Source organism: Nonomuraea sp. NPDC046570, assembly GCF_040645915.1.
Classification (GTDB): Bacteria; Actinomycetota; Actinomycetes; order Streptosporangiales; family Streptosporangiaceae; genus Nonomuraea.
The window spans coordinates 19,932-41,421 of sequence record NZ_JBEYZF010000044.1 but is presented as its reverse complement, the minus strand read 5'-3'; the positions used below and the strand labels follow the sequence as shown (position 1 = coordinate 41,421).

General features: G+C 67.1%; 25 protein-coding genes. 19 read left to right on the top strand and 6 right to left on the bottom strand.

Annotation, left to right across the window (positions count from 1 at the left end; translation table 11 throughout):
- The first annotated feature begins 11 nt into the window (after positions 1 to 11).
- Positions 12 to 890: a DUF1963 domain-containing protein gene (locus tag ABZ911_RS38250; protein WP_358067852.1), complete on the top strand. Its 879-nt coding sequence runs from the start codon at positions 12 to 14 to the stop codon at positions 888 to 890.
- A gap of 380 nt (positions 891 to 1,270) precedes the next feature.
- Entirely contained in the window at positions 1,271 to 1,465 is a 195-nt protein-coding gene (locus ABZ911_RS38245; RefSeq protein ID WP_358067849.1) for a hypothetical protein, read from the top strand.
- A 192-nt stretch (positions 1,466 to 1,657) separates the two neighbouring features.
- Here the strand turns inward: ABZ911_RS38245 and ABZ911_RS38240 are convergent, their stop codons facing one another.
- Positions 1,658 to 1,873: a hypothetical protein gene (locus ABZ911_RS38240; RefSeq protein ID WP_358067846.1), complete on the bottom strand. Its 216-nt coding sequence runs from the start codon at positions 1,871 to 1,873 to the stop codon at positions 1,658 to 1,660.
- A gap of 622 nt (positions 1,874 to 2,495) precedes the next feature.
- On the opposite strand from ABZ911_RS38240, the gene ABZ911_RS38235 reads away from it, so the two are divergent.
- The 7 genes from ABZ911_RS38235 (at position 2,496) to ABZ911_RS38205 (ending at position 6,805) form a co-directional block, all read left to right on the top strand.
- A complete protein-coding gene (locus tag ABZ911_RS38235) occupies positions 2,496 to 2,873 on the top strand; it encodes a hypothetical protein (protein ID WP_358067843.1) in 378 nt (125 codons plus the stop codon).
- A complete protein-coding gene (locus ABZ911_RS38230) occupies positions 2,870 to 3,079 on the top strand; it encodes a hypothetical protein (protein ID WP_358067840.1) in 210 nt (69 codons plus the stop codon). Before ABZ911_RS38235 ends, ABZ911_RS38230 begins: the two co-directional genes overlap by 4 nt.
- On the top strand, positions 3,076 to 3,675 hold the full coding sequence (locus tag ABZ911_RS38225; protein ID WP_358067837.1) for a hypothetical protein: 600 nt from the start codon (positions 3,076 to 3,078) through the stop codon (positions 3,673 to 3,675). Before ABZ911_RS38230 ends, ABZ911_RS38225 begins: the two co-directional genes overlap by 4 nt.
- Positions 3,672 to 4,370 carry a site-specific integrase gene (locus ABZ911_RS38220; RefSeq protein WP_358067834.1) on the top strand — a complete coding sequence of 233 codons (699 nt, stop codon included), beginning with the start codon at positions 3,672 to 3,674 and terminating at the stop codon, positions 4,368 to 4,370. Before ABZ911_RS38225 ends, ABZ911_RS38220 begins: the two co-directional genes overlap by 4 nt.
- Positions 4,371 to 4,850: 480 nt before the next feature.
- On the top strand, positions 4,851 to 5,420 hold the full coding sequence (locus ABZ911_RS38215; RefSeq protein WP_030925166.1) for a dihydrofolate reductase family protein: 570 nt from the start codon (positions 4,851 to 4,853) through the stop codon (positions 5,418 to 5,420).
- 348 nt (positions 5,421 to 5,768) lie between these two features.
- Positions 5,769 to 6,245 carry a TnsA-like heteromeric transposase endonuclease subunit gene (locus ABZ911_RS38210; protein WP_358067831.1) on the top strand — a complete coding sequence of 159 codons (477 nt, stop codon included), beginning with the start codon at positions 5,769 to 5,771 and terminating at the stop codon, positions 6,243 to 6,245.
- Positions 6,242 to 6,805: a hypothetical protein gene (locus ABZ911_RS38205; protein ID WP_358067828.1), complete on the top strand. Its 564-nt coding sequence runs from the start codon at positions 6,242 to 6,244 to the stop codon at positions 6,803 to 6,805. Before ABZ911_RS38210 ends, ABZ911_RS38205 begins: the two co-directional genes overlap by 4 nt.
- A gap of 81 nt (positions 6,806 to 6,886) precedes the next feature.
- Here ABZ911_RS38205 and ABZ911_RS38200 read toward each other — a convergent pair whose 3' ends face one another.
- Positions 6,887 to 7,063 carry a hypothetical protein gene (locus ABZ911_RS38200; RefSeq protein ID WP_358067825.1) on the bottom strand — a complete coding sequence of 59 codons (177 nt, stop codon included), beginning with the start codon at positions 7,061 to 7,063 and terminating at the stop codon, positions 6,887 to 6,889.
- Positions 7,064 to 7,866: 803 nt separating this feature from the next.
- The gene (locus ABZ911_RS38195) at positions 7,867 to 8,073 is read right to left on the bottom strand and encodes a hypothetical protein (protein ID WP_358067822.1); all 207 of its coding nucleotides are present in this window, start codon (positions 8,071 to 8,073) and stop codon (positions 7,867 to 7,869) included.
- 1,098 nt (positions 8,074 to 9,171) lie between these two features.
- On the opposite strand from ABZ911_RS38195, the gene ABZ911_RS38190 reads away from it, so the two are divergent.
- The gene (locus ABZ911_RS38190) at positions 9,172 to 10,452 is read left to right on the top strand and encodes a site-specific integrase (protein ID WP_358067819.1); all 1,281 of its coding nucleotides are present in this window, start codon (positions 9,172 to 9,174) and stop codon (positions 10,450 to 10,452) included.
- 101 nt (positions 10,453 to 10,553) lie between these two features.
- Here the strand turns inward: ABZ911_RS38190 and ABZ911_RS38185 are convergent, their stop codons facing one another.
- The 3 genes from ABZ911_RS38185 to ABZ911_RS38175 are packed head-to-tail and all read right to left on the bottom strand — an operon-like array spanning position 10,554 to position 11,974.
- Positions 10,554 to 10,772 carry a helix-turn-helix domain-containing protein gene (locus ABZ911_RS38185; RefSeq protein WP_358067816.1) on the bottom strand — a complete coding sequence of 73 codons (219 nt, stop codon included), beginning with the start codon at positions 10,770 to 10,772 and terminating at the stop codon, positions 10,554 to 10,556.
- Entirely contained in the window at positions 10,769 to 11,656 is an 888-nt protein-coding gene (locus ABZ911_RS38180; protein WP_358067813.1) for an NlpC/P60 family protein, read from the bottom strand. Before ABZ911_RS38180 ends, ABZ911_RS38185 begins: the two co-directional genes overlap by 4 nt.
- 45 nt (positions 11,657 to 11,701) lie before the next feature.
- Positions 11,702 to 11,974 carry a helix-turn-helix domain-containing protein gene (locus ABZ911_RS38175; protein ID WP_358067810.1) on the bottom strand — a complete coding sequence of 91 codons (273 nt, stop codon included), beginning with the start codon at positions 11,972 to 11,974 and terminating at the stop codon, positions 11,702 to 11,704.
- A 234-nt stretch (positions 11,975 to 12,208) separates the two neighbouring features.
- Here ABZ911_RS38175 and ABZ911_RS38170 point away from each other — a divergent pair, with 234 nt between their 5' ends.
- The 9 genes from ABZ911_RS38170 to ABZ911_RS38130 are packed head-to-tail and all read left to right on the top strand — an operon-like array spanning position 12,209 to position 21,430.
- Entirely contained in the window at positions 12,209 to 12,493 is a 285-nt protein-coding gene (locus tag ABZ911_RS38170) for a hypothetical protein (protein WP_358067807.1), read from the top strand.
- 44 nt (positions 12,494 to 12,537) lie between these two features.
- A complete protein-coding gene (locus tag ABZ911_RS38165) occupies positions 12,538 to 13,152 on the top strand; it encodes a hypothetical protein (RefSeq protein ID WP_358067804.1) in 615 nt (204 codons plus the stop codon).
- 7 nt (positions 13,153 to 13,159) lie between these two features.
- Positions 13,160 to 14,359, top strand: a complete 1,200-nt coding sequence (locus ABZ911_RS38160) for a hypothetical protein (RefSeq protein ID WP_358067801.1) — start codon at positions 13,160 to 13,162, stop codon at positions 14,357 to 14,359.
- A gap of 3 nt (positions 14,360 to 14,362) precedes the next feature.
- Positions 14,363 to 15,808: an SCO6880 family protein gene (locus ABZ911_RS38155; protein WP_358067798.1), complete on the top strand. Its 1,446-nt coding sequence runs from the start codon at positions 14,363 to 14,365 to the stop codon at positions 15,806 to 15,808.
- Entirely contained in the window at positions 15,808 to 17,232 is a 1,425-nt protein-coding gene (locus ABZ911_RS38150; RefSeq protein ID WP_358067795.1) for a hypothetical protein, read from the top strand. Before ABZ911_RS38155 ends, ABZ911_RS38150 begins: the two co-directional genes overlap by 1 nt.
- A complete protein-coding gene (locus ABZ911_RS38145; RefSeq protein WP_358067792.1) occupies positions 17,229 to 18,980 on the top strand; it encodes a TraM recognition domain-containing protein in 1,752 nt (583 codons plus the stop codon). The genes ABZ911_RS38150 and ABZ911_RS38145 overlap by 4 nt, the downstream gene beginning before the upstream one ends.
- The gene (locus ABZ911_RS38140; protein WP_358067789.1) at positions 18,977 to 19,381 is read left to right on the top strand and encodes a DUF4913 domain-containing protein; all 405 of its coding nucleotides are present in this window, start codon (positions 18,977 to 18,979) and stop codon (positions 19,379 to 19,381) included. Before ABZ911_RS38145 ends, ABZ911_RS38140 begins: the two co-directional genes overlap by 4 nt.
- A 13-nt stretch (positions 19,382 to 19,394) precedes the next feature.
- Positions 19,395 to 19,796, top strand: a complete 402-nt coding sequence (locus ABZ911_RS38135) for a hypothetical protein (RefSeq protein WP_358067786.1) — start codon at positions 19,395 to 19,397, stop codon at positions 19,794 to 19,796.
- Between the two features lie 41 nt (positions 19,797 to 19,837).
- A complete protein-coding gene (locus ABZ911_RS38130; RefSeq protein WP_358067784.1) occupies positions 19,838 to 21,430 on the top strand; it encodes a hypothetical protein in 1,593 nt (530 codons plus the stop codon).
- Positions 21,431 to 21,490: the final 60 nt, after the last annotated feature.

The following is a 21,490-nucleotide window of genomic DNA, read 5'->3' as shown; positions in this document are numbered from 1 at the left end:
TTCATGGTCGGGTGAGGTATGAAGAGGTGCTGTCCGGCGTGCGTGAGCTGTGCGTTGAACATCTGGGGGAGCACGTGGGGGGGCAGCTGGCGGCGTTGGCGCGGCCCGGGTTCGATCTGAAGCCTGCGGATGAGGATGCCGCGGCGACTGGGCTGTGCCGGTGGGGCGGCCCGGCGCTGCTGGAGCCAGGCACACAGTGGCCTGTGTACGCGGGTGTGCCGCTCAGCCTGTATGCCGTGCTCGATGTCGACGCGCTCGGCCCGTGGCTCGGTGATCAGATCCTGTCGACCGGGTCCGCGCTGCTCAATTTCTTCTTCTTGGATCCATGGACCGGGTCCAGGGAGGTTCCGAAAGATGCCGGCAGCTTCAGCTATGACGATCCGCGGGTATGCCGGGTCGTGCCTGCTGACCCGCAACGCGCGGTCGAGGTCCCGGCACCGGATCCGGCCCCGAGGTTCGACCGGGTTCGGATGCACGCCAACCCTGCCGTCACTTTGCCCTCCGCTTCGTCCTACGACTGCGATCCGGTGCTCAGCACCCTCGATTACGGAGACGAGATCGAGCGGTCATCGCTTTACCGCGTGAATCCCGGCTGGCTGGTGGTCGACAAGTTCGGCGAGGATGCCTGGCCGCAGTACTGCGTGGACGAGCAAGGCATCGAGTGGGGTGGCATAAGCAATCAGGCGTTCGGCTGGCCGCCGATCCGCAGCTACGGCGTTGACCTGTTGCAGGAGCTGTCGCAGGAGGAGCCTTATGCTCACCTGCTCACTCTCGCCGGCACCGACATGTGGGAGTGGGGCGACGGGGGCATTTTGCGGTTTGTCGCCCCGGCCAAAGCACTCCGGGCAGGCGACATGAGCCAGGTGCGAGCCAACCCCGACGACTGGTAGAACCGCGATCTCGGGTCCTTTCGCGGGGGCGGTTCCTTCCGAGGGATCGGGTTGATCAAGCGGTGAGGTGGTGCCGCAGTCCGTGACATGCGGCCAGATGATGTTGCAGATTTCTGGCCAACGAGCGCCGCAGGTCACAGCCTCCGAGGGGAGGCTCTCCGAGCCGTCCCGGATACGACCCCCGTTTCCGGGACGGCTGTTTCCGGTGGCCGGGACGGCAACGGCGTCCGCGGCCCGGCGCAATGGTCTTCGAGCGCGTGGGGAAGCGATTGATCAGCGATGCGCCGTTGTGGTGAGGCGTCGCAGTGCGGCGTGGGCAGGTGGGCCCCAGGTGGGCTTGCCGCCTGGGGCGGCCGTGGACGCCGGCGTCTCCGATGAGGATGCCGCTGAGGGCTCGCAGCACCGCCTATCCGCGGGCGCGGCGCAGGGTCGCGGCGTCCGGGGCCGACCGCGCCGCGATCGTCAAGGCCGCGGTGCGGCGACGCCCGTTCTGGCTGCTGGTGATCGCCTTCACCGCCTGCTCGGCTAGCCGTTTCCATGGCGTTTTATCACGTCAGGAGGCCAATGCCGTTTAGATAGATCATTTGGGCCTAGGCCGGGCACGAGATCCCCAGGCTGGCGTCGAAGGCCAGGGGCTGGCGGGACAAAGCGTTGTCGAGCTTGAGAGCCACCTGCTCGGCGCAGGCCGACCTCAGCGTCGTGGCCGTCCTCGGGATCGCGCCTGCCCCTGAGCAGTAGGGCCGCTTCCTGAGAGCGCCGTTGCCGGGTCAGGCGTGGTCGACCCACGCCAGCAGGTCGTGGCGTTCGCGGGCCGACTGCTGTAGCACGGCGCGCAGGATGTTGTGGTCGACCAGGCGGTCGAGGGCGCCGGCGAGGATCGCGGTGAGCTGGTCGGGGGGCAGGGCCTCAGCCTGGACGGTCGCGCTCATGTGGGCGCTGCGGCGGTCGGCGGCCTTCTGCGGGGCGGTCGGGCTCCCGGACAACCTCGACCCCCAGGCGCGAGATAGAAGCCCTGAAGACGCTGGTGTCCTTGGCCGATGGGATTCAGCTCGTGAGCGGCGTACGCTCGCGCCATGACTTGGTGGGTTGGGGTGGATCCCTTCGTCGAGCTCCACGAGCGGGTCGCCCACGCGGCCGGCCGGACCCGGACAGCATGAACCGTGGCACCCCCGCTCCGTCAAACGCAGGGCAGCCGACTGCCCCTTGGGCGCTTCCGGTACCGAATCCATCTGAAGGCGCGTGGGTGCTGGCGGCGCGCGGCCCGGCTCCCGCAGCGGCTGCGGGAGCCGGGCGTGGTGGTGGGCTCAGCGGTGAGTGATCCACCAGATGGCCAGGGTGATGGGGGCCGCGGCGGCGGCCAGCGCGGTGCGGGTCAGGCGGCGCAGGAACGGGCGGTCGATCATGAGCGGGTTCTCCTTGGGCGGGCCCTGGTTTCGGTGCCTGGGGCGTTGCCCGTGATTGAGCCTGTCCGGAGGGTTTTTCGGCTTTTGCTTCCACCCGCGTGAGCGGCCAGGCAGGCTAGGAGATCTCGGGGATATCGGCGGGGACGAGTTTTCCGGCAGGTTCCGATCCGGATCCTGATCCGGATCGCGAAGGGGTGCGAGGGTGAGCGAGCCCGAGGACGCGACAGCCCGGTACGCGGCGGCGCTGAGGGCGCTGCACGCGGCGGCAGGCTCACCCCCTCAAAAGGCGATCCATACGCAGGCACAAGCACGGCAGCCGCAGCTGCGGGTGCCGTCTTCGTCGTGGAGCGACTGGATCAACGGCCGCAACGTTCCGGCCAATGACAAGGTCGCCGTCTGGCTGATCAGCTTCTTGCGTGGCCAAGCCCTCCTGGGGATCCCTGCGCGGCGGCGTCTGGACCAGGAAGCGGCAGCTGAGATCCGTGACTTCAACCGTCGAGTTCAGCAAGCCCCGAACGGCACGACGGAGGCTGACCGCGGCGACGTCAGACACGACCCCGACCAGCGGGAGCCGCGATGAACAGGCCGACGCTGCCAGACGCGCGCGTGGCGCGTGAGATCCACGCCTACGCCCGCTTCCACGGGTACACCACGGTGTTCGTCGACGTCCGCATCGACGTCCGCATCGACGCCCACGGCGAGCTGACCGGCGGCCACCTGCACCACGGCCTCGGCGACAACCTGGGCTCCTTCGTCATCACGGTGGCCGGGCGGGTCGCGCGATGAGCGAGGACACCCTGCGGCAGGAGCGCGCGCTGGCGGCCGAGCAGCAGGCCGTCCGCCGCAGGCTCGCTGATCGGCACGGAGACCTGGTCGAACAACGCCTCGCTCGCACCGACGCCGACTATGGGCTGCCCGCGCTCACCGCGGTCGAGCGGGTCGCGGCCGCGCTGGCCATGGAGCGCCTAGATCCGCTCGGCCCGCACATCCCCGCCGCGCCCGCCGACATCGACGACGCGTTGCGGTTGCTGCCCTCGGCGCGCACTAGCCTCGACCAGCGCGAGCTGTACCTGCTGGACGGCGCCCGGTCCGAGGGACGCAGCTGGGCCGAGATCGCCGCCATCGTCGGTGATCGCGGAGCGGTCGATCAGATCGCCGCCCGCTACGAGCAGTTGCGAGGCTCTTTCCCCGGCTACCGGCCGCGTCCGCCGACGGCCGGCCTGGCGGCCGTCGGCGACAGCGCCGGGGAGGCGGTCGTCCGTAGGCTGCGCCAGTACTTCGTGCGGCTGGGCACGGACGGGAGCCGCAAGCGGGTGGAGAACCGCAACGACGCCATCGAACGGGTCGAGCGCGGGCTTGCCACCCACTGGTGGTGCGAATGACCGCCCCCGACAGCCCAGTCCCGGGTGCGGCCGACGAGCACGACAGGTCCCGTGCCGACCTCGGCGTGGCCCGTGGGCTGGAGGCCCTGACCGCCTCGGGCGTCATCGTGCTGGAGCCGCCGGCCGGCCTTGACGACGACGATGACCAGGGGGTGCTCGCCGAGCTCATCCCCATCGGCGCGCTCCCGCTTCAGCTGCCGGCCATGGGCACCGCGCCGCCGGCCCGCGACGCGAGCGGCCTGGCCGCCCTGTTGCGCACCGCGGGCGCCACCGACCGGGTGCTGGCCGCGACCGGCGGCTGGCTGTTGTCGGAACGCCGCTCCTCCCCCGCCACCCAGGACGCCTACATCAAGGAGGCCTCCTGGTGGCTGTGGTGGATCCAAGCCCGCGGCCTGGACCTGAGCGACGTCGGCTTCATCGAAGCCGACGCCTTCGCCGCAGCCATGCGCCATGCCGGATACGCCAACGGCAGCCGCCGACGCCGCCTGTCGGCCCTGTCCAGCTGGTACCGCTACCTCCTCCGCGCCCAGGCCGCGCAGCGCAACCCGTTCGACGGCATGGACCTGCCCAGCCGCAAATCCAAGATCACCCGGCATGTCACCGGCGCCCAGCTCCACGACATGCTCGCGGCGTTTGTCGCTGACTTCGGGAGGCGGTTGGGGGCCGATTCCTTGATCAATGTCGGTGAGTTTTGACGTCACTCCGGGCTGTCTGGGTGGCCGGGCGGTGGCTGTTTGGCGAGGATGTCGTGGAGGGGCAGTAGGTCTCGCAGGGCGCTTCGAGACAGTGCGAGTTCGACGGGTGGACTGGGATTGGCCAGGATGAGGCTGCCGCCGGCGTGGTGGATGGCCTCGCGGATGCCGAGAAGTGTGTAGAAGCTGGCGTTATCGCAGCTAGTGCCGCGTCAGGCAGCGTTTGCGACGTTCGTCGTTGGCCCTGAGCCGACGGTAGGTGACGTGGCACCGTGCATCGAAGTCGAGCGTTATGAGCGCCGTCCCGTTGCGAACCTGAACGCCCCGAGCGCCCGAATCGGTCGCGCGCTCAGTCTGCGGTCTGGTTCGCATCACGACGGTGTTGAGTAGGTGGGATCGGGCGCCGATGAGAAATGGCGCCGACAGCCGTCTAAGTAGACGTCCGGTGAAAACGCGCTGCGCGCATCAAGGGAGAGCAACGAGATGAGACCACTTCGATACTCGATCAACGTCACGCTCGACGGCTGCTGCCATCACGAGGCAGGGCTCCCCCCGGACGAGGAGTCGATGCGTTACTGGACCGCTGAGATGGAGCGAGCCGATGCCCTGCTATTCGGCCGGGTGACCTACGAGATGATGGAGTCGGCGTGGCGGAAGCCGGCCACGGACACGTGGCCTGACTGGATGGATGAGTGGCAGATCCCGTTCGCCGAGACCATCGACCGGGCGAAGAAGTACGTTGTGTCGAGCACGCTGAGCGCGGTCGATTGGAATGCCGAGCTGGTGCGAGGCGACTTCGGGCAAGCGGTTCAGCGGCTCAAGCAGGAGTCAGGCGAGGGCCTGTGGGTGGGTGGCGTGACGCTCCCCCTGGCGTTGGCAGATCTGGGACTGATCGACGAGTACGAGTTCCTTGTGCAGCCGGTCCTTGCCGGACACGGGCCGACGTTGCTCGCCGGTCTGCGCGAGCGCATCCAGCTCGAGCCCGTGGACCGCCGTGAGTTCCGGTCGGGGGCGGTCGCCCTGCGATACCGGCCCACGCGAGTTACGGCTTGACGTGATTCATCCTGGCACGTTGGCCGCTCCCTCGCGACGGAACGACGGCTCGGAGTCGCGTTGGCCGCGCTGGCCGTGCCCCCGAACGCGCGGACATATCGACGGGGGACATCGCCCCGAGGTGCCGGTAGCGGATCTCAAATATCGCCCCATCGCGTTGTGAGCGCGGGCCAGGAGCTGAACCAGATCATCTGGGAACGGACAGCAGAAACCGACAAGTTAGTCCGGACGACCATGAGCCCCCCGTCCGGACTAACTTGTCGAGCCGCAGGTCACGCCGGATTCCCCCGAAACCATGCAGCGGACCTGACAGCAACGCAGGCAAGGAGAACGCGTCAGAAACCCCTGTTGGTCGGCATCGCCGCCCAGCCCTTTTGGCTGTTCTGGACGAGCGAGCGGGGCAAGGGCATCTCGCACGCGCCGGACTACTTCGCCCGGCTGGCCGACGGCGGCGGCGGCCTGGTGCTGGACTGCCGTCCGCTGGAGCGGATCCGGCCTCGGGATGCGATGAAGTTCGCCGCGACCGAGTCGGCCTGCGAGATGGTCGGCTGGGACTATCGGGTGGTCGGCGCGGCCGACGCCATCAAGGTGGCGAACGTGCGCTGGCTGGCTACCGCCATCCCCCGCCACCGGCTGCCGGGCGTTGCCAGCGCGCTGCGCGAGCCGTTCTGCGAGCCGACGGGGCTGATGGCGGGGGCCGAGAAGGTTGGGGATCCGATCGCGGTCTTGCCGGTGTTGTTCGACTTGCTCTGGCGACACGATCTGGAGAGGGACCTAGCGGCGCCACTGCACCCGGACTCGGTCGTGACCTGGGTGGGTGAGTGATGGAACGGGCGGTGCTGCGGCCGGGCGACTGGGTCTGCTTCGACGGCAGTGAGCATCAGGTCGTCGGGCTGGCCGGCACGTCGGTCCGGCTGCGGTCGGAGGCGGGCGAGCAGGTGGTGCTGGCGGGGCATTTGATGGCCGCGGCGGACTTCGCGGTCATCGGCGCCGGGGCTGCGCCTGCCGTTGAGCCGTTCGGGCTGCTGGATGCCATGCCCGCCGAGGTCCTGGCTGAGGCGGAACGCTGGCGGCACATCGTCGAGGTGGAGACCGGGCTGCCGCCGGACGCTCCGACCGATGCGGTCCCACGGGAGGAGTTCGATCCGTCACGGCGGAGCTTGGCCGAGCGGCAGCAGGCCAAGGCAGTGGAGCTGGACGTTACCGCCCGCACGATCGAGCGGCGGCGGGCCCGCTACGCTTGCTGCTCCCATGCCGGGTTTCCGGTGGTCCTGCACGATCATGCAGTCGGCTCCCCCGGCCGCCGGCAGCCGAGAGCCCCGCCCCGTTTCCGGCTCGCGGAAGCGGAGCGGGGCTCGCTCAGGTGGGTCAGAATCCGCCGGTAGAACCCCCGGCCGGTCCTACGGCACCAACACGTCGGTGCTCGAATTTGAGACAGTGCCTAGTCGAGCACGACGAGCGCCGGATCAGCGGCAGTGGTGCGGATGGGTATCGCAGTCGATGGGGTCTTGGTCGGGGTAGATCGACGACACTCCTGCGCCGTTCAGGGGCGCGGCTGCGGCAGACCCGGCGCCGATGAGCTGTGCTGCCCCGACGGTGAAGAACGCAGCCATGATCATTACAGCCGTGCGCTTTTTGTTCATGTGACCCTCTCCTTGATCGTCGTACACGAGCCATGCTCGCTGGCCGATCTTGTGGATCAGTTGTGGATCACTGCAGGTGCTTCCCGCGTTCGTGGTGGTCGCCCCGAGATGCAGGTCGAAGCCATTGCGGAGCCGTGCAGAGGGAGCGACGAACAGCTCGCCCCGGCCGCCGCGTAGTGTCGGGCGTCGCACCGAACACGGCTCCGGCCTCGGGCGGCAGCGATTGCCTCAGCGACATCGGCCAAGTGTCGTCAGTCGCCTGAGCGTCAGTGGCCGCGACCTCGCGGTGTCAGTGGAGCGGTCGGCTCACTGTCCAACCGGGGCAGTTCACCCTCCGGGACTTAGATTTCCTCTCGCCGACAGAAAGAGTTGAACAACTCCGCCGGAAACCGTCCGAACCAAGGTGTCGTGCCGCAGGTCAGGGCCTGTCCTTGCCGTCAACTTCATCCGGAACAGACATACCGGGCCCCACTTCGAGACCAGGTCACACTGCCCACCGGCGTCTTTGTGGTGGTACACCGCCTTGCGGGCGATCAGAGCTTCCCGTCACGCCTGGAACGGATATCTTGACAGCCTTTCGTGAGGCCTTAGCTGCACGGCTATGTCGGCGCCCACTTCGGCGCCTTTACGTTGTAGATCAAACCGTCGAACTTTCACGATGAGTGCCGACGCCACGCTGGCCACACCGCATAGAACCCAATCGCGACAGTTCAACTCCACGAACTCGCCGATGCCGGAACAGCCCGATCCAGCATCCGAACTGACGGCCAGAGGTGGGGAGTGACGTCTGGTCCCGGGTCAGATCAGGGCCAGATAAATAAATGAGGCAGGACCCGTGACACGCGGGCCTGGCCCCTGACCGGGGATTGTGCTGCGATGCCGGGATCGAAGAATGACCTCTTCGGGGTAAACGAGGTGTCGGCCCCGGCCCGGCCCTGCGCGAACAGCGTCCGGCCGGTGAGCAGCTTATAGAGCACATATCCCAGCGAATACAGGTCGATACGCGACACTGAGTTCGTTCTGCTCCACCTGCTCTGGAGACATGTACGACTCGGTGCCTAGGATCTGGCCAGACCTGGTCTGCTTCGTCAGCTCGCGATCATGCATGGCGGCCAGTCCGAAGTCGACCACCTGCGCCGAGGCGTCGCGGCAAAGCATCAGATTAGACGCGGTTTGAGCTCCCGGTGCAGGATCTCCTTCGCGGTGCGCGGCTTCCAGCACCACCGCGGCCTGCGCGCCTATCGAAGTCACCCACCCGACGGGCAGGGATCCGTGCTCGGCCACAATGCCGTCGAGCCCGCCTCGTCGACGAACTCCATCACCATGAACTGGAGACGCCCGCCAACCGGATCGCTGTAGACCCCCCAAGTCATGTCCGGCAGGCGTGCCCGAACGACGCAGCCTGACCATGATCTTCGCCTCGTGATCAAACCTGGCCCGAGCTCTGATCGCGGCCACCGTTCGGAATCATGACGAACTTGATCGCGGCCCTCCGTCCGAGCTTCTCAGTCCGGCGAGAAGCGTCCGCGTCGGCACGGGGAGCATGAAGATCAGGATAGAGACTCGTCTGCTACCGAAACCGAGGTCGGCGATGGGCCGGGCAGCGGGTCACGACCTGGCGCAGCTGCCAGTCAGATCTCTGAGGACTTGGCATGACTGACTGAAACCAGGAAACCCGTTTGAACACGTGCGCACGAGCGGCGGCCTTGACCGCGGACGCGCTGGTCACAGCCAGCATTGGCGGGCAGCGGTCAGGACAGTCCGACAGCCTCGAGACCACGGTCAGATGACGGTCAGACAGCAGAAAAGCCTGATCACTCAGAAAGTGATCAGGCTTCCGACCTGCGAAAACGCGGTCGGGACGACAGGATTTGAACCTGCGACCCCTTGACCCCCAGTCGCGTTATTGCGTTCAATCCCCTCCCACACCGAAGGCGTCATCCAGGCTAAAGTGCTGGTAGACAGCTTGATCGGCTGTCAAAGCCTGTCGTCGCATCTCGATCTCTGACGCGGGATACAGCAACAAACCAGCAACGGACGATCAAGGGGGATGTATGGGCCACTCCTATGCCCGAGTCGGGGCAGACGGCAAGACCAGGTATACGGCTGTGTACCGTGACATCCGCGGGGAGCGGCACTCAGCCGGTACCTTCGCCAGCAAGAAGGCGGCCGACAAAGCCTGGCAGGCTGCGGAAGCTCGGGTCGCCGAAGGTCGTTTGGGGAACGCCGCTCGAAGTCGCCAGACGTTCCAGCGGTATGTCGAGATGGAGTGGCTACCGAATCACATGATGGAGGCCACGACTCGCGAGGGGTATACATACTCGATCTACGCGCACATCATGGGCTGGTTCGGCCCTATGCGTATGATCGAGATCCTCCCAAGTGACGTACGTGTCTGGGTGAAGGACCAGCAGGACTGCGGCCTCTCCCCCGCCACCATCCGGCTCAACAAGTCAATCCTCAGCGGCATCTTCACCACGGCGCTGAACGACCAGGTCACCGCCTTGCATCCATGCAAGGGTGTGAAGACTCCCACGGTGCCGAAGAAGCCGCTGCGCATCGTCTCCCCTGAGGAGTTCGACCAGCTCTACTACGCACTGCCCACCGAGGAGACCCGCCTGCTGGCCGAGACCGCCATCGAGACAGGCATGCGATGGGGCGAGCTCATCGAACTCCGCGTCAAGGACCTCGAACTCATCAACTGCCTCGTAACGGTGAGCCGCACGGTCGTCGAGATCACCCCTAAGTGCCAGCCCGAAGGCAAGCGGTTCCTGATCAAGGAGTACCCCAAGGACAGGGAGTTCCGCCGCTTCAAGGTCACCCCGCAGATCGCCGCCAAGCTCAAGCAGCACATCAAAGACAACAAGCTGAAGCGTGACGACCTGCTCTTCGTATACCGCCCCGAAGAGCCCGCGCCGCAGCCAGAGACGCAGCCGACAGAGCACCTGGGCCTGACGGAACCGAACACCGCCGGACGGCGATACCAACACGGCACGCTCAGCGCATACGCTGCAGGCAAGTGCCGCTGCCAGCACTGCAAGAACGCCTATGCCGTCTACCGGGCAGAACGACGAGCAGCAGGTAAGGACGACCCGCGCCAAGCGCGGCAATGGGACAGCGACGGCCATATTCCCCGCCGATGGTTTCGCGACCAAATATGGCGGCCCGCATTGGCTTCCTCAGGTTTGGAGTTCAAGGTCAAGATGCACGACCTCCGCCACGCCCACGCCTCATGGCTACTCGCCGGCGGCGCTGACCTCCAGGTCGTAAAAGAACGCCTCGGCCACGGCAGCATCTCCACCACTGAGAAATACCTCCACACCCTCCCCGATGCCGACGAAACCGCCCTGGATGCTCTCGCTCGTACCCGTTCACGCGCCCGTCGATGACAACACGCGCCCCAAACCCACCGGCATAGACGCGGCATCCGCCAGTAGGTGGTCCCGAGCAAGGCGCGGGAGCACCCTACGACATGCTCCCCGGCGCTGAATCACTGTGGCCAGGTCGGCGGGTCCATCCCAAGCAGCCTGAGCAGTTCGGCGGTCGGGACGATATAGGCGGCACCCACGCGGATGACGCGACAGGGAAACTCGCCCCTCTTCGCCAGTTCGTAGGCTTTGGTGCGGCCAAGGCCGAGGGCCCGGGCGGCGGTGAGCAGGTCGATGGTAGCCGGGAGTTGGTGGAGCTCCATCAAGCTGAGCGGTCTCATGTGAGGTCCCCCGAAACAGTTGAGCGTACGAATCCAACGACGTCGGATCGCGTGGTGTAGGAGGCGCGGCGGACCACGTCTCCGGTTCGGGGGGCGTGGATCATGTGGCCGGGGGTGACCACAATGCCGACATGACGGGGGCCAGCAGGTCCCATGCGCATGAAAATCAGGTCGCCTGGCTGCTCCTGGCCGACCGGGATGCGCGTGCCGTGTTTCCACTGCTGGTAGGTGACACGGGGGATAGCGAGTCCGGCGTACTGGTAGGCACGCATGGCCAGGCCGGAGCAGTCGAACGAGCCTGGCCCCTCCGCGCCCCATCGGTACGGCTTGCCAAGCTGCTGCCGGGCATAGGCGAGCACCCGTCCGGCCACCGCAGTCGGCAATACCGCATCAAAGCAAAACTCAGCACCGACCTCGGCGGAGTAGCCACGGGCATACACCATGACCTGGCGAACGTAGGAGTCAGCGTGGTTGTAGTGCCAGATCGCCCGATACAGATCATCTGGAGCGCCGTTCGCCTTGAGATATCGTGCGGCTGAAAAGATCGCGTCCGCAGGGTCGTAGACATCGCGCCGACCATCGCCGTCACCGTCCACGCCATAGGAAGCCCAGGTCGAACCAAGGAACTGCATCGGCCCCATAGCACCCGCCGCATCGGCCTCCGACCGGATGCCCGTGGCGGCTCCCCTGCCGTGGTCGCTCTCGGCCTTGCCGATGCCGGCGAGCACCTGCCAGCTGATGCCGTACCGTCGTCCGGCCTGCTGATACAGCCACAGATAATCCGGCGGAATGTCATAAGCCGCGGCCGCGCCACATCCCAACGACCCCTCCGCCGTGACAAAGATCAGACCGAGTGGCAGCACCAGGAGCAGCAGCCCGAGCACTCCCCCGACCACTATTCGCGTGATCACGTCTGGACCGAGAAGCGATCACGGGATCCGTTCCGCCTGTGCTCGAGCCTGGCGGTCGGCGCGGTATCCGGCGCCGTTGCGTTCACGAGCCTCGGCCTCCGGAATGGGATGCGGCTGTCGCAGGATGTCCAGGACCGCGTTCCACGAGTAGCGGTAGTCCTTGCCGGTGCGCAGCGCCGGGATCTGTCCGGCGTTGACCATCCGGCGGATCGTCTGCGGTGACAGGCCAAGTTTGACGGCGAGTTCCTTGGTGGTGAGCACATCGGGGTCACGACCCGACGACGCGGCCACGCTCACTCCTCGTAGTTGATTGCTCTCGGACAAGATGCCCCCCGTTGACTGCTTTAGCGGCTTCATCTGCAGGTCTAGCGCTCAATAGAGGTGCCTGGCGTTGCTTGCGCTCCGTCATTCTTACACCTACCGTATCGATCACGCTACTAACCGCTACAGCGCAGGTGTGGCGAGCGCACTCGACCTCAGAGGGTGCCAAACGGGTTAATCAGCAACGCATGTGAGGGGGCAGTGATGCTGATCTCGACGTTTCTCGACCTGGTACAGGCGGTGCCGAATCCACCGCCGCAGGCTCCGCCGGGTCTGAAGCAGCCGATCAATACGATCCTGGGCTGGGCCAAGTGGGGGGTGATAGTCGCGGGAGTCGGCGGGTTGTTCATCTGTGCCGCGCAGATGGCGATCGGCCGCAAGAACCGCTCCTCTTTCGCCGCCGACGGCGCCTCCGGTATCCCATGGGTGCTGGGTGGCCTGAGCCTGGCGGGCACCGCATCGGGCATCGTCGGGATGTTCCTCAAATGAGGCGGACGCATCTGGTGTTGGCTGGGCTGGCCACGACAGCGGCTGTGCTGGGCATCATCGTCCTCGCGGGCGGCGACGAAGACACCGTCCCGAGCCCAGCGAGACCATCCGCGTCGGCGACCGGATGGCAGGAGTATCACGGTGTACGGCTGCCGCTGTCGGCGGCCGACGGTCCGCGCGCCACAGGAGACGATCTCGCCTCCGGTTTCGCCCGTACGCAGCCAGGTGCGCTACTGGCTGTGCTGCACATCGCGGTCCGGGCGAACGCCCAGTGGGGACCTGCGGTCTTCGACCCGACGATCACCCGGCAGGTGATCGGGACGGATCAGCAGGCCCTCATGACCGCGACCCATGACCTGTACGAGCGCAGCCGTACCGAAGCGGGGCTGCCACCGGGGAGTTCACTCGGCGACGTTTACGTGGTCTACGAGGCATACCGGTGGCAGAGCTACACGCCCGACGCCGCCACGGTCGATATCGTCAGCGCCGGCCCCACCCCGTCCGGTGGCACGGTGCGGGCGTCGACCCGAATCCAGGTGCGTTGGCAGGACGGCGATTGGCGGGTCGTCGCACCACTGGGCGGCGACTGGGGCAACACAGCTACCCAGGTGACGTCCCTGGAGGGCTATACCCGGCTCGATGTCGGGATGAGGGGGTGAGGCGTAGATGTCCTGCCCCACCCTGATCTCCCCACTGTGCGTGATTACTGACAGCCTAGTCGGCACAGCGGCCTCCGGGGTCACCGATGGCATGCTGGGTCAGCTCGCCAAGTCGATCCAGGACGGCATCGCTTGGGTCGTCGGGAACACCACCTCCTGGTGGGTCAAGGTCTCTTCGCCCGATCTGGCAGTAGAACCGGCCATCGCCCGGCTCCAGCGCTGGACCATGCCGTTCGCAGCGGCGGTGTCTGTCCTGGGGCTTATCGTCGCAGGCGGCAAGATGGCACTGACCCGCAAACCCCATCCGCTGATCGACATCGGTTCCGGACTTGTGGCCATCGCGGCGGCCTCGTCCATCGGCGTTCTGATGGCCTCGCTGCTGGTCAAGATGGGTGACGCCTGGTCCTCTTGGGTGCTGGACGCCTCCACCGGTGGCCAGTTCGGTCAGCGTCTCACCTCGGCGTTGCAACTGACCGGCGCGTCCCCTGGGCTTGTCATCGTGCTTGGTGTCATCGCCATCCTGCTCGGCGCCATCCAAGCGGTGCTGATGCTGTTTCGCGAAGCTTCCCTTGTAGTTCTCGCCGGTGTGCTACCGCTGGCCGCCTCCGGAGCGCTGATCAGGATAACCCGGCCATGGTTCCGCAAGGTCACCGGCTGGATGCTCGCGCTGATCTTCTACAAGCCGGCAGCGGCGGCGTTGTACGCGACCACGTTCACGATGATCGGCGAGACGAAAGACGCACGGACGTTCCTGATGGCGTTCGCGATGCTGGCGCTGTCGCTGATCGCCCTGCCGGTGCTGATGAAGTTCTTCACCTGGACCACCGGATCCATCGAATCCAGCGGCAACCGCGAGGGCATCCTCGGCGCGGCCGTCATGGGCGCTGTGGCGGTCGGCGCCTTTCGCGGCGGCGGCGCACACTCCAGCTCGCGATCAAGCGACGCGGGCTCACACGCCAGCTACCTCGCTGGCCAACTCGACGGCAATGGCCGGCCAAACCGCGGACCGGCAACCCCGCCCGGCAGCACAGGCAACACCTCAACCAGCGGCGCCGGAGGCAGCGCGGCAGCGAGCAAAGGCGGCACAGCTGCGGCCGGAGCGGCAACCGCAGGTGTGGTGACAGTCGTGTCGGGGCTGGCCACAGGAGCGCGCAACGCCGCCGACGCCTCGGCCGCCGCCACCCAGTCGCCACACAGGGAGCGATGATCCATGGCCGATGTCCGAACCTACGGCGGCTGGCGGCGACGCCGCAGCCTGGGCCTGTTCGGTCTGGGCACCACTGGGACGCTCATCCTGCTCGGCGCGATCGCCGTACTGATCCTACTGGGTACGCTCTCCCCTGCGCTGGTGCTGTACGCCGGGCCGCCCGCCCTCGCGATCGGCGGTCTAGCGCTGGTCCAGTTCGACGGTGTGCCGTTGGGTCGCACCGTACTGCGGCATGTTCGCTGGTGGTACGGCTCGGCGCGCGACTACAGCACCTTCCAGGGCGGGGTCGTCTTGGCTCATCTGCGAGCGTTCCAACTGCCAGGTGTGCTGGCCGCCACGCGGCTACTGTCGGCCGAGGACGGGTACGGTCGGCCGTACGGGATCGTTTGGGACCGTCGCACCGGCTATCTCACCCTCACAGTGCAGGTCGTGCCGACCTCGATGTGGCTGGCCAACCGTGATGAAGCCGACGGTTGGGTCTCGAACTGGGGCAACTGGCTCGCTTCGCTGGGACATGTGCCGACGTTGCGGTGGGTGACGGTCACTGTGGACACTGCGCCCGAGCCAGGCTCCACCCTGGCCGACAGCATCGCGCGCACCACGGCCCCGGACGCGCCCGCCCCCGCCACTCTCCTCCTCGGCGAGCTTGTGAAGACCGCACCCGCCACAGCAGCGGACGTGCGCACGTACCTGAGCCTGACCTTCGACCCCGCCCGCTCCCCCGCGCCGCCGACGGATCTCACCTCAGCTGTCATGGAAACCAGCCGGACCGTCGAAGGCCTGACCTCGTCGCTGGGCGGATGCGGCGTCACCGTCGCAGGCCGGGCGACCGCCAGCGAGATCTCGGCCACCGTAAGGGCCGCGTTCGACCCGGCGTCCCGCGGCGAGGTCAGCCGCACCGATCTCACCTGGGCTGATGCCGGGCCGATCCACGCGCAGGAATCGGCCGACCACTACCGGCATGACAGCGGCACCAGCGTGAGCTGGGCCTGGCACGACGCGCCCCGGCAGAATGTGCCCGCCGACGTGCTCTCCCGCCTGGTCGCCCCCGGCCCGTACGCCAAGCGGGTCAGCCTGCAGTACCGGCCGCTGCCCGCCGCCCAGGCCACCCAGGTGCTGGAGGAAGAGGTCAACGCCGCCGCGTTCCGCGAGCAGTACCGGCGTCGCACCGGGCGTGATGAAAGCGCCCGCGATGCCTTTGACCAGGCCCGCGCCCGGCAGGCCGCCGCAGAGGAGGCTATGGGCGCCGGAGTCTGCCTGGTGACCATGTACGTCACCACCACGGTCATCGACTCCGCTGACCTGTCCGAGGCAATCGCCCGTACCGAGACCGCTGCCGAGACCTCGCGGATCCGGCTGCGCCGGTTGTGGGGCAGCCAGGCTGCTGCCTTCGCCACCACTCTCCCCTGCGGAGTCTGTCCCGCCGAACTATCCCAGAGGTGGAAATAGTGCACGCCATAGATCCGCTCGCCCCGGCCTGGGGCTGGCGCGAGCCCCGGGCCGGGCGTGCCGCCCATGTCGAGGCAGGCGTCGACTATCAGGCGACGACCAATCAGCTGTGCGGACTGTTCCCGTTCGTCGCTGGCTCCGGCTCGCCCGCGATCGGCACGCCGATCGGCCGTCACCTGCTGTTCGGTGAGGTGGTCTGCCTGGACCCGCTGGCTTGGCTACGTGCCGGACTGGTCACCAATCCCGGCGTGTTCGTCCTGGGCCAGCCCGGTACCGGCAAGTCCACCCTCGTCAAACGCCTGGTGACCGGGGCGGTCGCCGCCGGCTCCACCGCACTCATCCTGGGCGACACCAAACCGGACTACACCATGCTGATCGAGCATCTCGGCGGCCAGGTGATCCGCGTCGGACGCGGCCTGGACCGGATCAACCCCCTCGACGCAGGGCCGCTCGGCTCCGCTGTACGGAGTCTGCCACAGGCGGAGGCGGACAAGCTTCGCTGGGAGATCCGCGGGCGTAGGCTTTCGCTGCTGATGGCCTTGTGCACGCTGGTCCGCGAGGCACCTATCAGCAACGCCGAGGAGGTGATCCTGGGCCGCACGGTGGATCTACTGGATGCCCGACTAGATGAGCCCACCGTTCCCGACGTTCTGAGAGCCATTGAGGAAGGCTCGGAGGAGCTACGCGCGGCGGCGCGCGTGCGCGATGACCACCATTACCGCGAATGCGTCGGCGACCTGATCTTCACCCTGGAACTGCTGTGCACCGGGTCGCTCGCCGGGGTCTTCGACGCGCCGACCAGCAGGCCCATCGATCTGGGCGCGCCAGCGGTGTCGGTGGACATCTCCCACGTCAGTGTCGGCGCGGACAAGCTGCTCACCGCCGCGATGCTGTGCACCTGGGCGTACGGCTTCGCCATGGTCGACGCCGCCGCCACCTTGGCCGAGCTTGGCGCCGGACCTCGCCGCTCCTACCTGGGGGTGATGGACGAGCTGTGGCGGGCGCTACGCGGGGCCCCGGGTCTGGTGGAGTACGCCGACAGCCTGACCCGGCTGAACCGGGCCAAAGGCATGGCCTCCATCATGATCACTCATTCGCTGGCCGACCTGGACGCGCTGCGCACCGAAGAAGATCGCGCCAAAGCCCGTGGGTTCATGGATCGCTCGGCGATCACCATCCTGGCAGGGCTGCCGCCGCGCGAGCTGACCCGGGTCAATGAGACCACTCGGCTCACCGGGCCTGAGCAGGGCCTGGTCGCTTCCTGGTCAGCACCCGATTCCTGGCAGCCCGGCGCCCGGCATCCCGGCCGGGGCAAGTATCTGATCAAAACCGGCGGGCGGCTCGGCATTCCCGTCGAGCTGTCGCTGGTCGGCGCGGAGCGCGAGCTGTATGACACCGATCAAGCGATCCGGGAGCAATCATGACGCGGGCCATCGGCCCGCGCGCCGGAATCTCGCCACACGGTGCCACCGGGGCCTGGGCGGTGCTCGCGATCGGCTGGGGCATGGCGGGCCTGTTCGGCCTGGTGTGGCTGGCGGCGCGGATCGCGGCGTGGCTGGCCGCCGGGGAGGTTGCGCCGTACGGGTTCGAGTTCGTCACCGATGTACTACAAGGCCGTACGGCTGCCGCTTGGCCGGGCACCTCGACCTCGCTCGTCGTCGCGACGGCCGTACTTCTCATTTCGATGACCGCAGCTTTGATCACGGCAGTCGTATGGGCGATCGTCAGCCGCCTGCCCGATCCGAGCGACCCGGTGAAGGCACTGGCCCACAACCCGGGAATCTCCCCGCTCAAGCCGGAAGTCGCCGCTTTGAAAGCCTGCGAGCTGCGGCGCAGCCTCACGATCGCCAGTATCGAGCCATCCGATATCGGGCTGGCGCTCGGCGATCTGATGCACGGTGGTCCGACGCTGTACGCGTCCTGGGAGGACACCATCGTCGCGTTCATGGCACCACGCTCGGGCAAGACCACCTCCCAGAGCATCCCATACGTGCTGTCCGCGCCCGGCCCGGTTATCGCCACCTCCAACAAGGCCGACCTGTGGGCCGCCACCGCTGGATTGCGCACGGCCAGCGGCGTGGTCTGGCTCTTCGACCCTCAGCACATCACCCACCAAGATCAGGGCTGGTGGTGGAATCCGCTGCGTGGGCTGGACAGTGTGGAAGATGCCCACCGGCTGGCCGGACACTTTGTGCTTACCGTGGATGACGGCCAGAAACGCGACCTGTGGGGCCCGGCAGCTCAAGACCTGCTGTGCGCACTATTCCTGGCCGCCGCCTCCTCAGGCCGCACCCTGCGAGAGGTCGCCAGGTGGCTGGACGCGCCCGCCGTACCCACGCCGGTCGAGCTGCTAGAAACCGCAGGCTTCGGCCTGCTCGCCTCATCGCTGCGCGGCGCGCAAAACGGCGCGGTGGAGACTCGCGATGGCATCTACCAGACCGCGCGCACAGCGACCAAAGCCCTCCGCGACGAAGCGATCATGGCCTGGGTCACCCCATCGGCCCGACCTGTCTTCGATGCCCACTCCTTCGCCACCAGCCACGACACCCTCTATCTGCTGTCGAAGTCACGTTCGGCCGCCGCCCCGCTGATCGCTGCGCTTACCGACACCGCGATGCGTGCCGCCGAACGGCAAGCCGAGCGCATGGGCGGACGGCTGGACCCGCCGCTGGTCGTGCCGCTGGATGAGGCGGCCAACATCTGCCGAATCGCCGATCTGCCCGAGCTGTACAGCCACCTCGGCTCACGCGGCATCGTGCCCATCACCATCCTGCAGTCCTACGAACAAGGCATGGCTGTCTGGGGCGAGACAGGAATGGCCGCCATGTGGGGCGCGGCAACCCGCAAGGTGATAGGAGCCGGCGTCGACTCCCCCCGCCTGGCCCGCGACCTAGCCACGCTGGTCGGCCAGCATGACGTGCCTGTCCGTTCGGTCAGCTACGCTGACGGACGCACCTCCGAACAGATCTCCCTACGCCGCCAGGACATCCTGGAACCCGCCGCGATCCGTGCCCTACCACCTGGAACGGCGCTGCTGCTGGCCACCGGCGGCAAGGCTGCGCTGATCAAACTCCGCCCCTGGTACGCCAGTCCCGACGCCGAACGCATCCAAGCCTGCGTCAACGAGGCCCAAGAGCTGATCACCCAAGGCGCGCAACGGGGAGTGTCATGAGCGAGGAGCCTCAACCCGTCTACGATTCTGTGGAAGCGTGGGTCACCGACCGGTTCATCCCGATGTTCCGCCGCACGCTCGGCGGCGAGTTCCGCTGGTGCGCCCAGTGGTGGCGGCATGCTGAGGCGATCTCCCGACTCTCCGCGCTCTGGCACGCCTGGGAAACCCTGCGTCTGGAACCCGGCACCGGCATGGGCGTGTGGTATCGCGACTATCTCGACCACCAACTTCCCATCCTGCTCGGCGCGCGCGGCCCCTTCTACCAGTGCACCGAAGACGAGCACCTCGACCCGCACCGCGCCCTCGCCATGCCCTCCCCGCCTGGCTGGTGGGACGAGTTGTCCCCAGAATCGGCTTCGGATCAGCCGGACGAGACGTCCCACGCCCACCGTGACCAGTAAAGGAGGTCCACCTATGTCTCTGCTCAACACGCTCGCGCAGACCCAAGCCACTCTGCGCATCCGCCGCGATGTCTACTCCGCCCGCACAGCCTTCAGCGTCCTGGAGAACGCAGCCGAGATCCTCGAAACAATCGCACCACCGCATGAGTTCGTCACCTGGGCCTTCGCCGGTCAGGCCGCAAGCGACGGGAGCGGATCGCTGCAGTTCCTCACCGCCCACGACCCGATTTCGGACATCACGGGCGCTCCCATCGACATCGACACCGCAGCACAGGCGATGGCCGCCCTGAGTTCCCTGCTCAGCCAGGTGCTCACCGACAAGGCTCAGCACGAGAAAGACCCAGGTGTCCTACTCGCCCTGCTCACCGCCGCGCGTCACAGCTCACAGATCTTCCTCCTGGCGAGTGACCGGTGAACCCCCGTTACGGCGACCTCCTTCGGGGCGCCACCTCACACATGGATCTGGCGGTGGAGTTCGCTGCGAGGGGCCACATCTACAGCCTTGCCGCCGTCGGTACAATCACCGCCGCGCGCCAGATGAACAGTGTGCTCCTGCGCTACGTGGACACCGTGATCCCCGCCGACCCCGTCACCCAGCGCCAGCTCACCGCCACAGGCGTCTGGGATCCGTCGGCTGATCCACGCCCTGAGCTCCGCGAATCACACCGAATCCTGACCCGGCTCGAAACCGACCTCTCTTCCAAAGCCGCACCTTCCGATCACCCGGCCGCGATGCACCTGGCAGGCGCGGCGATCGCCTTGGGAGCCGGCCATGACCTGCTCAACACCCACTTCGCCGCCGATCACACCGCTCGCACCGACTGGGCCAACGCGATCGGCCATCCGGACACGCGACGCGCGCTCCTGGCCATCGTCACCCACAACTCACATCGGCTCGCCACTGTGCTCGAGCACACCTCCCCCGCGTTGGAACAGCTGGACCTGCGGGGCGATGCCTTGGATGACGCGATCACGATGCTCCGGACTCCAGTCCGCCCTGCCACGCTCCCGATACCCGTCGACGCGACGCTGTCGGCTATCCCACTGCGAGGGATCCCCCCCAGAGCCCCTGTACCAAACACACCGGAGAGCATCGCCGACCTGTGTCGCGGCATCACCACGGACAGCGAATCCATCCGCGCGCTCGCCTCAGCAGGTACGGCGAGCCTGATCGCCAGCGCGGAATGGCGAGCGAGAGCCACCGGCGCCGCAGCGACCATGCACTCCGCCGTACAGATCATGGCCCTCCTCGTCCAACGAACCCATGAGCTGGATCCGACTGGTTCTCAGGCCAGAAAGCGCTCCGTGAAGGCGGGGCAGGACGCCTGCGAGCGGGTTTACAACACATGGCAGACGGTACGCCGATCGTGGGGACGGCTGACCACGGAACTCCAGACCGCGCCGCCTTCCGCTCTTCAACAACCGCTCAAAGGCCTGGTCGTCCGTATGAGGCGCATCCTGTCGTCCGACCCGAGCTGGACCATCGACCGCGGCAATGCAAGCCCACCGAAGACCGCCAACGTACTCGCCCCCGCCATAGACGACATGCCACCCATCGTGCTCGCCATCCAACACGCCGTCGAGGCGATCCGGACCATAGCCGAACATGACCTTGCCGACCTCAGCGAGGCAGCCGCGACTGGCCGCCTACTCTCCGTCAACGCACCCCGCAAGCAGAACTACCAGCCCGCACCTCCGGCAGACACCCGCCACCTACTCAGGACGTACCGCGAAGCGGTTGGGCGAACCTCCGCCTCGTTCACCGCTCTGACCAGGGCGGCCCTGGACACGTGCCCGCCCGAACTACGATTCTCCGTCTCCACCACGCTTTCTGGCCTGGAGCGCCGCCGAGACCCGTCCTTCGTCCGCAAGCTCTACGAGAAGGACGACAAAGTTCTCTGTCAGGACAAGTCAGACGCCCAAGCAGCCGCCACCGATGGCAACCTCCGACTCACGAACCTGGCGAAATCAAACCACTCACTGAGTGCCGATTCACAAAAGGCGCCCTCATCCACCAATAAGGCCGACTTTCGAGGTATTAATGGCTAGGCGGCCCCCGAGATTCGAACACATACGACTGATCGCGACTGGGCGGCACGCGACACAATA